This window comes from Mesorhizobium sp. (assembly GCF_024509055.1).
GTDB lineage: Bacteria > Pseudomonadota > Alphaproteobacteria > Rhizobiales > Rhizobiaceae > Mesorhizobium.
This window is the reverse complement of record NZ_JANINM010000349.1, coordinates 20,757-31,315: the sequence shown is the minus strand read 5'-3', so window position 1 is coordinate 31,315 and position 10,559 is coordinate 20,757. Positions and strand designations below refer to the sequence as shown.

9 protein-coding genes and 1 pseudogene are annotated in these 10,559 nt (G+C 63.9%); 4 read left to right on the top strand and 6 right to left on the bottom strand.

The features are described 5' to 3' along the window. Positions 1-46 precede the first annotated feature (46 nt). The gene (locus Q0L57_RS14795; protein ID WP_296743785.1) at positions 47-595 is read left to right on the top strand and encodes a DUF924 family protein; all 549 of its coding nucleotides are present in this window, start codon (positions 47-49) and stop codon (positions 593-595) included. Positions 596-652: 57 nt separating this feature from the next. Here the strand turns inward: Q0L57_RS14795 and folK are convergent, their stop codons facing one another. From folK to folP, 3 genes are read right to left on the bottom strand one after another with little or no spacing between them, the layout of a single operon-like run. Further along, a complete protein-coding gene (folK, locus tag Q0L57_RS14790) occupies positions 653-1,165 on the bottom strand; it encodes a 2-amino-4-hydroxy-6-hydroxymethyldihydropteridine diphosphokinase (RefSeq protein WP_296743782.1) in 513 nt (170 codons plus the stop codon). Then, positions 1,149-1,508, bottom strand: a complete 360-nt coding sequence (gene folB, locus Q0L57_RS14785; protein WP_296743780.1) for a dihydroneopterin aldolase — start codon at positions 1,506-1,508, stop codon at positions 1,149-1,151. Before folB ends, folK begins: the two co-directional genes overlap by 17 nt. A 2-nt stretch (positions 1,509-1,510) precedes the next feature. Continuing rightward, positions 1,511-2,362, bottom strand: coding sequence for a dihydropteroate synthase (gene folP / locus Q0L57_RS14780; RefSeq protein WP_296743779.1), 852 nt, complete (start codon positions 2,360-2,362; stop codon positions 1,511-1,513). 84 nt (positions 2,363-2,446) lie between these two features. Between folP and Q0L57_RS14775 the strand changes: the two genes are divergently transcribed. Together Q0L57_RS14775 and Q0L57_RS14770 are read left to right on the top strand one after the other, a co-directional pair. After that, a complete protein-coding gene (locus Q0L57_RS14775) occupies positions 2,447-3,067 on the top strand; it encodes a DUF922 domain-containing protein (protein ID WP_296743777.1) in 621 nt (206 codons plus the stop codon). A gap of 223 nt (positions 3,068-3,290) precedes the next feature. After that, positions 3,291-4,778, top strand: a complete 1,488-nt coding sequence (locus Q0L57_RS14770; protein WP_296743776.1) for an MDR family MFS transporter — start codon at positions 3,291-3,293, stop codon at positions 4,776-4,778. A gap of 59 nt (positions 4,779-4,837) precedes the next feature. Here Q0L57_RS14770 and Q0L57_RS14765 read toward each other — a convergent pair whose 3' ends face one another. The 3 genes from Q0L57_RS14765 to Q0L57_RS14755 all read right to left on the bottom strand — a co-directional run bounded on the left by Q0L57_RS14765 (position 4,838) and on the right by Q0L57_RS14755 (position 6,811). Then, entirely contained in the window at positions 4,838-5,869 is a 1,032-nt protein-coding gene (locus Q0L57_RS14765; RefSeq protein WP_296743774.1) for an NAD(P)/FAD-dependent oxidoreductase, read from the bottom strand. 93 nt (positions 5,870-5,962) lie between these two features. Then, positions 5,963-6,283 carry a 2Fe-2S iron-sulfur cluster-binding protein gene (locus Q0L57_RS14760; RefSeq protein WP_010909663.1) on the bottom strand — a complete coding sequence of 107 codons (321 nt, stop codon included), beginning with the start codon at positions 6,281-6,283 and terminating at the stop codon, positions 5,963-5,965. Positions 6,284-6,442: 159 nt separating this feature from the next. Further along, positions 6,443-6,811 carry an Hpt domain-containing protein gene (locus Q0L57_RS14755; RefSeq protein ID WP_296743770.1) on the bottom strand — a complete coding sequence of 123 codons (369 nt, stop codon included), beginning with the start codon at positions 6,809-6,811 and terminating at the stop codon, positions 6,443-6,445. Positions 6,812-7,099: 288 nt separating this feature from the next. On the opposite strand from Q0L57_RS14755, the pseudogene Q0L57_RS14750 reads away from it, so the two are divergent. Continuing rightward, positions 7,100-10,559 (top strand): annotated as a pseudogene (locus tag Q0L57_RS14750) (kinesin); the annotation flags it as partial.

The following is a 10,559-nucleotide window of genomic DNA, read 5'->3' as shown; positions in this document are numbered from 1 at the left end:
GCCGGTGTGCTCAGCAAGGCAGAAACGAAGAGCTGAGGGGAAGCACATGGCGGTGCTGGACGCGCGGGCGCTTGCGGTCACGAAATTCTGGCGCGATGCCGGCGAGGACGCATGGTTCGAGAAGAACGATGCTTTCGACACCGACTTCCGCAATCGATTCCTGGACCTGCATTATGCGGCGGCCCGGCGCGAATGCGACGAGTGGAACGCCCATGCCGAAGGGTCGCTGGCGCTGATGATCCTGCTCGACCAGTTCCCGCGCAATTGCTTCCGCGGCACCGGGCACATGTACGCCACTGACCCATTGGCCCTGCATTTCGCCAACGGGGCGATCGCCGCCGGCCACGACCTAGCCTTGGAAGAAATCTTCCGCGTCTTTCTCTATCTGCCTTTTGAGCATTCCGAATTGCTGGCCGATCAGCACCGGTCGGTGGAACTGACCGCCGCCCGGGCGCCGCAATATCTCAAATACGCCGAAGAGCACCTGGAGATCATCGAGCGCTTCGGCCGCTTTCCACATCGCAACCGGATGCTGGGCCGGGAGACGACGCCGGCGGAAGAGGCCTTCCTCAGTGGCGGCGGCTTTTCCGGCTGACTCAAGCAATTCAGGAAAAGTGTGAGGCGGCTTTCCGCCCGGAATTGCGACAGAAATTCAGCCCAGCCACCACTCCCGGCCGGACGGCAGCCGCTCTATCCCCGAAACATCGACGGCGGCCAGCCGTTCCGACACGCTCCTGCCGCTGACGGCGAGATCGGGCGCGATCTCGGCCAGGGGCGCCAGCACGAAAGCGCGCTCCAGCATGCGCGGATGCGGCACCTCCAGGCCGGTCTCATGAATCACCCGGTCGCCGAACACCAGGATGTCGATGTCGATCAGGCGCGGCCCCCAGCGCTCCTCGCGCACCCGCTTCAGCCGCCTTTCGACGTCGAGGCAAAGCTCGAGCAAGGAGCGTGGCGAAAGCTGCGTCTCGATTGCCGCCGCCGCGTTGAGGAAGTCCGGCTGGTCGAGCTTGCCCCAGGGTGGCGTCCGATAGAGCGACGACACGGCAGTGACGCGCGTCTTGTCGTCGCCGTCGAGCAACCTCAGCGCAGCCGCCATGGACTTCGCCGGATCACCCAGATTGCCGCCGAGGCTGAGATAGACGGCGCTATTCTGGCCAGACAACGGTCACCTCGACATGATCGAGCACGCCGGGCACCGGCGCGTTGGGCTTGCGCACGGTGATCGCGGCCTTCCTGATCTGTGGAAACCGTGCAGTCAAAGCCTTGGCGACTTCCAACGCCAGCGCCTCGATCAGGAAACGGCGATGCCCTGTGACGATCTTCTCAATGACCGTGAAGGCGATGCCGTAATTGACGGTATCCTCGATGGAATCTTCCTCCAGCGGGCGGCTGGGTTCGACGGTCAACTCGGCGTCGACATAGAAACGCTGGCCGAGCGTCTCCTCTTCGTCCAGCACGCCGTGCCGGGCAAAGAAGGCGCAGTTCTTCATGCGGATGATGTACATGGTCATTGCCTGGAGGAAGATGCGGTTTCGCGTGCAAGCATAGCATCGACCACGGCCAGCGCGTCCACGTTGATTGCGACATCGTGGACGCGAAAGAGGTCGGCGCCCTTCAGCCGCAGGACGACGCTGGTGGCCGCTGTGCCCACCGCCCGCTCGCCTGGCTCGCGCCCGGTGACCGCGCCGATGAAGCGCTTTCGCGACGTGCCGGCCATCAAGGGAAAGCCGAGCGCGTGAAGTTCGGAAAACCGTGCCATCAGGTCGATGTTTTCCTCCGTCGTCTCCTTGGCGAAGCCGAAGCCGGCGTCGAGCACGATCTGGCTGTCGGCGACGCCGGCGGCGCGCGCGATCTCCAGCGATTTGCGCAGGAACAGGAACTGGTCTTCGATCACGTCGGGCAGCTTCTGCCGCTCTCGCCCGGTGTGCATGATGATGAGCCCGGCGCCGGTCTCGGCAGCCACTGCGGCAATGCCCGGCTCACGCTGCACCCCCCAGACATCGTTTATGATATGCGCGCCGGCGGCGACCGCTCGTCGCGCCGTGTCTTCGCGATAGGTATCGATCGAGATCAGCGCGTCACCAGCGGTTGCGAGCGCCTCGATGACCGGCAGGATGCGCCCCTGTTCTTCCTCCGCCGTGATCGGAGCGAACCCTGGCCGTGTCGATTCCCCCCCGACATCGATGATGGCCGCCCCCTCCTCCACCATGCGTCGCGCCTGGGCTATCGCCTTCTCGGGCGCGATGAACAGTCCGCCGTCGGAAAAGCTGTCAGGCGTGACGTTGAGGATACCCATGACGACAGCCTTCGGGCCGAGGTCGAGGTGGCGCCCATGCGCCAGTTGCCATCGCCTTGTCATTGTCCATCAACCATGCGTGATCCGCCGGAAATCAATTCCGTTGCACTGGCGACGGCCCTAAAGCAAGGTGCGTGAAGAGGCAACATGATGAACCGACACCTGCTTTGCGCCTTGATGCTCGCCCTCGGCGCCATGCCCGCCGGCGCGGCGAACCTGGTGAAGACCTACAGCTATTTCAGCATCAGCGGCCGCACGCTGGACGATATCGAAAACCAGCTTTCAAAACACGGCCCCGAAGTGAAGAGCACGGGCATGCGCCATCCGGGCGCCACGCAGATGGCCTTCACGACCAAGGTGAATTACGCGCAGACCGCGACGTCTTGCCGGATCGCCGATGCTCAGGTCACGGTGAAGGTCAAGGTGATCCTCCCGCAATGGCGACGCCCGCGCAATTCCGATCCGGACGTCCGGCTGTTCTGGGATACGTTGTCTGCCGACATCAAGCGCCATGAGGAGCGCCATGTCGAGATCGCCAAGAACCATGCGCGCGCGCTCGAGGATGCGCTGAAGACCTCTTATCCGCAGAAGACCTGCGCGGAGGCGAAGGCCAGGGCCGCCGAGATCACAACGGCCGAACTTGTCCGGCACGATCAGGATCAGGTGAGGTTCGACCGCGTCGAAGGCGTCAATTTCGAGAGCCGGATCATCCGGCTTCTGCACTACCGGATGGAGCGCATCCAGAGTGGCCAGTTGCCGCCGGCTTGAGCATTGGATTGGGAGTGAAGGCGGAAGCCAACTTGGCCGAAGCGTAGGACCAGGAGGCAAAAACTTTCGGGCGCGGGTCGAAATCGGCCTATATCGAACGACATATCTCGGCTTGCCACGCGGCAGGCTTCGAACCAAGACATACGCGCACCTTGGGCGGCAGACGCTACGAGCCAGCCGCTTTGGCGAAACGCGCGGCAGCCTTTTTTTGAAAGAATGACGCATGAACCAGGCCATCGACAATCGTGCGACGATGGGAACACCAGCCTCGCCGCTCATAAGCGAGAGCGAGAAGAATGCCATAATCGGCGGCGTGTTGCTGTCGATGCTCCTGGCGGCGCTTGACCAGACCATTGTCGCGCCAGCCCTGCCGACGATCGCGCACGCGCTCGGCCATGCCGAATACCTGCCCTGGATCGTCACCGGCTATCTTCTGACCGCGACCGCGATGGCGCCGCTCTACGGCAAGATTTCGGATGTCTACGGTCGGCGTCCCGTCATCTATGCCGCGATCCTCATCTTCCTCCTCGGTTCTCTGGTCAGCGCGCTCGCGCCCAACATGCTGGTGCTGATCATAGGCCGCGCCATCCAAGGCGCCGGCGGTGGCGGTCTCTTCGCGCTGGCCCAGACGGTCATCGGCGATCTCGTGCCGCCGCGCGAGCGGGCTCGCTACGCCGCCTGGATCTCGGGCACCTGGGCGGTCGCCAGCGTCGCCGGTCCGCTGCTTGGCGGCGTCTTTGCCGAACACCTGCATTGGTCGCTGATCTTCTGGATCAACCTGCCGATCGGCGTCCTGGCCATGGCCATCATCAACAACCCTTTGAAGAAGCTGCCGATCGCGGCCAAGAACCACCGCATTGATGGCTTGGGTGCGGTGCTTCTGGTTATCGCCACGGCGCTGCTCCTGCTGGCACTCAACTGGGGCGGCAGCGCCTATCCCTGGTTCTCGCGCGAAATCCTTGGCCTGGTCGCCTGCTCGGCCGTGTTCTGGGCCTTCTTCGCGCTAAGGCTGTCAAAAGCCGCCGAGCCTCTGATCTCGCTGGAGGTGCTGGGCAATCCGATCGTGCTTGCCGGCACGTTGTCGATGTTCCTGCTGCAGGCGGCCAATATCGGCGCTTCGGTGTATCTGCCGGTCTATCTGCAATCGGTCATCGGACTATCGGTCAGCGAATCCGGCACCGCCATGCTTGGCCTGCTGCTCGGCACCGTCGCCGGCGCCACCTTTAGCGGCCGCATGATCCCGCGCTTCGTCCACTACAAGCGCATCGCCATGATCGGCGTCAGCCTCGCCATCGTCTGCATCGGCCTGCTCAGTGCCATTGCGGGACAGGCTTCGCTGCTCGAGGTCCTTATCCTGACCACGCTTGTCGGCCTGGGCAGCGGAACGACCTTCCCCGTTGCCACCGTCTCGGTCCAGAACGCCGTCGACCGTGCTCACCTCGGCGTCGCGACCGGCGTTCTGACCTTCCTACGCACCCTGGGCGGCGCGCTGGGCGTGGCGATGCTGGGCGCTGTGGCGCTCGGCTACGGCCTGCCGCTGTCGTCCGAGGGCTCAGCGACGCATATTGAACTGACGTCGGCGCTGCCGTTCGTGATGATTTTCCTCACCACCGGGATCACGCTCGTGCTGGCTCTGATCGTACTGGCGCTGATGCCGGAAAAGGAACTGCGCGGCCACGACGAGCATGCCGCGCCTGTCCTTGCCGAGTAGATCTCTCAAGGTGTGTTGAGATTCAGGTCAGGCCGGCATCACCGGAATATCAATACACCCTAGTCGTGGACGCCCAGCTTCTTCTGCAAGCTGGTCGACGAGGTCGTGTACTGGAAGACGATGCGCTCGCCCGGGCTGACGATGCGTTTGGCCGCCTGCGACATCAGCGCCACCTCGTGGAAGCCTGACAGGATCAGTTTCAGCTTGCCCGGATACCAGTTGATGTCGCCGATCGCGAAGATGCCCGGAACCGACGTCTGGAACTTCTCGGTGTCCACGGGAATGAGGTTCTCGTGCAGGTTCAGGCCCCATTCCGCGATGGGTCCGAGCTTCATGGTGAGGCCGAAGAAAGGCAGCATCCGGGTGCAAGGCACCTCGATGTCGCCGTCCGGCCCGCCTTTGATGGTTGCGGACGAAAGCTGACCGTCGGCGCCGCCCAGACCGCTGACCTGACCGACCAGGAATTCAAGTTCCCTCATCTCCTGCATGGCATACATCTTGTTGACGCTGTCGGGTGCGGCCCGGAACTCCGGCCGCCGGTGAACGAGCGTCACGCTTTTTGCGATCGGCTGCAGGTTGAGCGTCCAGTCGAGCGCCGAATCGCCACCGCCGACAATGACGAGGTCGTGTCCCCGGAAATCCTCCATGCGCCGGACCGAGTAGAAGACGCTCTTGCCTTCATAGGCCTCGATACCAGGGATGGGCGGACGCTTGGGCTGGAACGAACCGCCGCCGGCGGCAATCACCACCACCTTGGCCTCGAACAACTCGCCCTCGTCGGTGGCGACGCGGAAACTGCCGTCCTCCAGCTTTTCGAGGCTCGACACCATGCGGTTGAAGGTGAATTCCGGCTTGAAGGGCGCGATCTGCTCCATCAGCTTGTCGACCAGGCCCTGTGCGGTGATCATCGGCCAGCCGGGAATGTCGTAGATCGGCTTTTCCGGATAGAGTTCAGCGCACTGCCCGCCGGGGCGGTCGAGTATGTCGATGAGATGGCATTTCATGTCGAGCAGGCCGAGCTCGAACACGGCGAACAGGCCGACTGGCCCCGCCCCGACAATGAGTACGTCCGTCTTGATGATGTCCGTCATCGGATCCGCCCTGTTTCGGGAATCCGATGACACTGCATGAGCCACCGCCCGCTGCCAAGCAGCCACGGGCAAAATCGCCGAATTGGCGTTGGCTCAGCCCTGGCGCTCGGGCACGCGGACGACGAGGCCGTCGAGCGCGTCGCGCACCTTGATCTGGCAGGACAGGCGCGAATTCGGCTGGACGTCATAGGCGAAGTCCAGCATGTCCTCCTCCATCGCTTCCGGTTCGCCGACTTCCGCCGTCCATGCCTCGTCGACATAAACGTGGCAGGTCGCGCAGGCGCAGGCGCCGCCGCATTCAGCCTCGATGCCGGGTACAGCGTTGCGGATTGCGTTTTCCATGACGGTGGAGCCGTTCTCAGCATCCACGTCGAATTGAGTGCCGTCATGGGCAATGAAGGTAAGCTTGGTCATTTGTCACCTGAGGGAGTCGCAGCCGAGATAATCACTCTGCCGCGCAAGTCAACTGCCGCGCGAAAACGCCATGGCATGACGTTTTTTTTCGGCAGGCGCCGTTTGCGAGCGGCAAGGCAATTCAACCGCCCTTTGCCGAGTGGCCGCTCCAGCAATCGCTCAGCGGCTGATGGCTGCGACGAAGTCGCGGACTTCCTCGATCAGGGAGCCAAGCTTCTTCAGCGTGCGGGTATCGTCGGGTTGCGTTTCGATCGCCGCCGCGCATTCGGCGACGGCAAAGGCGCCGATCCCGCGCGCCGATCCTTTCAGGCCATGAGCCAAAAGCACCCGCTCCCGCTCGTCGGCCCCAAGGATCTTGTCGCGAACCGAAAGCGCCTGCTGCACGAACAGCGCCAGCACCTCCTGTTCCAGTGCCCGATCGTCCATTGTCTGGCGCGCCAGATGGGCTAAATCCACAGGCCGCGATCGCGCCGTTCCCGACACGTCTCCGCCTGGCATGGAAAACGCAATACCACTCTCGCCACGCATACGCACTGCAACTCCAAAAAAGGGCGGCCGGCCGCTGAAAATAGGCGATTCCGGTCGCCACCGGGTTAACGATTGCCGGGGAAAAATGTTGTCACGGAGGCAGCCAAATCACGCTTCCGTTAACCTTATATTTAAAGTTTTACGTATCGCCCGGAATGCAGGTTTTCTTTACCCCTGTGTGTCATTACGATACGAGCGTCCATTTTCAGCCTCCTGCGCGGGATAAGACAAGCCAGAATCAGGCCAAAATCATAAGTCCCGCGGCAGCTAGTACAGGGTAGCGAAGGCATGGCTAAGAAACCAACGACGACCAAATCTCTCGAGAGTGACGTAGCCGCGGAGCTGGAAAAGGCGCTCGACCTGGACCTCGGCGACGAAGGTGGCCTCGATATGGCGGCGTCGATGGAAGACCTGGAGGCGCAGATTTCGGCCGCCGCCGACGAACTGGCGCGCGAAGGCCGCAGCCAGAGAGACGAACCGGCGAATGAACTTCAAGCCCCAAAGGCTGCTGCGCCGAAGGCCAAACCCGCGGAACTGCGCCCGGTCGAGCCGCGCAATGCTCAGCCGGCGGGCTTCACCCCGGCCCCCGCCTTTACACCAGCGCCCGGTTTTACGCCGGCCAATGACGATCGCCAGAAGGACTACCGGACGCTGCTGCATGGCTTGAACCGGCGCGCTTCGAGCACGGTCTATTGGGTCGTGGCCTTCGTGTCGCTGGCCTGGATCGCCGGCGCCGGCGGCCTGGCCAACCTTCTGTTTGGGCCCGATATCTGGAAGATCCGCACCTTCGGCCAGTTCTTCGCCCGCCCCGAGTTGATCGGCCTGGCCATCGCGGCAATCCTGCCGGTTGTGCTGTTCTGGGCCTTCGCGGCCATGATCCGGCGCGCCCAGGAAATGCGCATTGCCGCGCAATCCATGACCGAAGTGGCCTTCCGTCTCGCCGAGCCGGAAAACCTTGCCCAGGACCGCGTCATGATGATCGGCCAGGCTGTGCGCCGTGAAGTGGCGGCGATGGGCGAAGGCATCGAGCGCACATTGGCGCGCGCCGTCGAGCTCGAAACGCTTGTCCACAGCGAAGTCAGCCAGATCGAACGCTCCTATTCCGAGAACGAGGCCCGAATCCGCTCGCTGGTCGACGGCCTCGGCAGCGAACGCGAAGCGGTTGTCACCCATGCCGAGCGCGTACGCGCCTCGATCCACGGCGCACACGAGACGCTCCGTGACGAGATCGGCGCCGCCAGCGACATCATCCGCGACTCGATCCTGAATGCGTCGACCAAGCTGTCGATGACCATCAACAATTCCGGCGACACGCTGATCGACCGCATCAACGAAAGCTCGACGTCGATCTTCGATTCCGTCGAATCGCGCCTGGACAACATCACCGACCGGCTGTCGACTTCGGGCGAAGCCTTCGCCAGCCTGCTCGATACCCGCATCGCCAAGCTGACCGACACCACGGACGGCCTCACCCGCTCGCTGACCGACCTGCTCGACGACCGCACCACCGGCATGGTCTCGCTGCTCGGCGGCGCCGCCCGCACGTTGAGCTCGGAGTTCGAGGCGAGCCTCAACGGCATCGAACGGACGCTGGCCGAGCGGGGCCAGGCGCTCATCAGCGAGTTCCAGACCCGCGCCGAAGCGCTCGACACCGGTACGCAGAAGCTCAACGCCGCGCTCGAAGCCCGTGCCCGCCAGATCAACGAAACGCTGGTCGAGCGCGCCCGCGAGATCGCCCACACCTTCGCCGAGAGCAAGGACACGCTGTCGGCGATGATCGACCAGGGCAAGACTCAGATCGGCGCCGACATGGCCGATATCATCTCTTCGACCTCGTCGATGCTCGAGGCCCGCGCCACTGATTTCGCCGGTCGCATGGAAGCTGCCCGCCACGTCGTGTCGCGTTCCTTCGACACCGATATTCAGCGACTTGCCAACGCCCGCGTCGGCATTGAGGAAGCTGTCGAGAACCACAGCCGCAAGCTCTCCGAGAGCCGCGACCGCATGGCTTCCGCCATGCAGGCGGACCTGGCGAAATTCGCCGAAGGCCGCGCCGCCATCGATGCCGCCGTCACCAACCAGGTGCAGAAACTCGCTGAAGGCCGCGGCCTGATCTCGCGCGCCCTGGAAGAGGATCTGCGCAAGGTCAACGAGTCGCGCGCGGCAATCGACGCCTCGCTCGGCGCCCATCTCGAGCAGCTCGACGATGGTCGCAACCGCCTCTCCCAGGCATTGAACGAAGACTCCGGCAAACTCGTGCAAGCCCGTACACTGATTGACGAAATGGTCGCCGGCCATGTCGGCAAGCTGGCTGAAGGCCGCAACATCCTGGCGCGTGCGCTTGAAGCCGATCTCGGCAAGCTGGCGGATAGCCGCGCCTCGATCGACGGACTGGTCGCCGGCCAGGTCGAAAAGATCGCCGAGGGCCGCGCCGTGCTCGCCAAGGCTCTCGAGACCGATATCATCGGAATCAGGGGCCTGATCGAAACGCACTCGACGAAGCTCGCGGAAGACAGAGGCGAGCTGAGCCGTGCGCTGGAGAGCGACCTGAGCGGCATCCGTGGCCTCATCGACAGTCACGCCGGCAAGCTCGCGGACGACCGCGGCCTGCTTTCGCAAACGCTGGAAGCTGACCTCGCCAAGCTCGCCGACAGCCGCGCCTCGATCGACGGCCTGGTCGCCGGCCAGGTCGAGAAGCTGGCCGAGGGCCGCGATATTCTCAAGCGCGCTCTGGAAGCGGACCTCAACACCATCAGAGGTGCCATTGCGGGTCATTCCGACAAGGTCCAGGAAGATCGCGCCCAGCTGTCGCGTGCGCTGGAAACCGATCTGCAGACGGTGGGCGGTGCAGTCGCCGACCATCAGAACAGGCTCATCCAGGATCGGGCCGCGCTGTCGAAGGCCCTCGAAGACGACCTTCAAAACGTCAGCGGCGCGGTCTCCGAACATCAGAACCGCCTCGTCCAGGATCGGGCCACGCTCTCGAAGGCTCTCGAAGGCGACCTGCAGAACGTCAGCGGCGCGGTTGCCGACCATCAAAACAGGCTGGTGCAGGACCGCGCGGTGCTGTCGAAGTCGCTGGAAGACGATCTGGCAAAGCTTGCCGAAAGCCGTTCCAGCATCGACGGTCTGGTCGCCGGCCAGGTCGAGAAGCTCGCCGAGGGCCGCAACATCCTGAAGCGCGCACTGGAAGCCGACCTCAACACCATCCAGGGAGCCATCGTCGACCACTCACAGAAGATGGCCGACCATCGCGACGAGCTCTCGCGCACCCTTGATGCCAACATGGCCAGCGCCAGCGGCCTGATGCAGAGCCACACCGACAGGCTCTCCCAGGACCGCGCGACCCTTTCCAGGGCGCTGGAAGACGACCTGGCAAAGCTCGCAGAGAGCCGTGCAGGCATCGACGGGCTGGTATCCGGTCAGGTCGAGAAGCTTGCCGAGGGCCGCGATATCCTCAAGCGTGCGCTGGAGGCCGATCTCGCCAAGCTGGCCGAGAGCCGCGCCAGTATCGACGGGCTGGTCGCCGGTCAGGTCGAAAAGCTCGCCGAGGGCCGCGACATCCTCACCCGCGCCCTGGAGGCTGACATCGCCAAGCTGGCCGAAAGCCGCGCCGGCATCGACGGCCTGGTCGCCGGCCAGGTCGAGAAGCTCGCCGAGGGCCGCGACATCCTCACCCGCGCCCTGGAGGCCGACATCGCCAAGCTGGCCGAAAGCCGCGCCGGCATCGACGGCCTGGTCGCCGGCC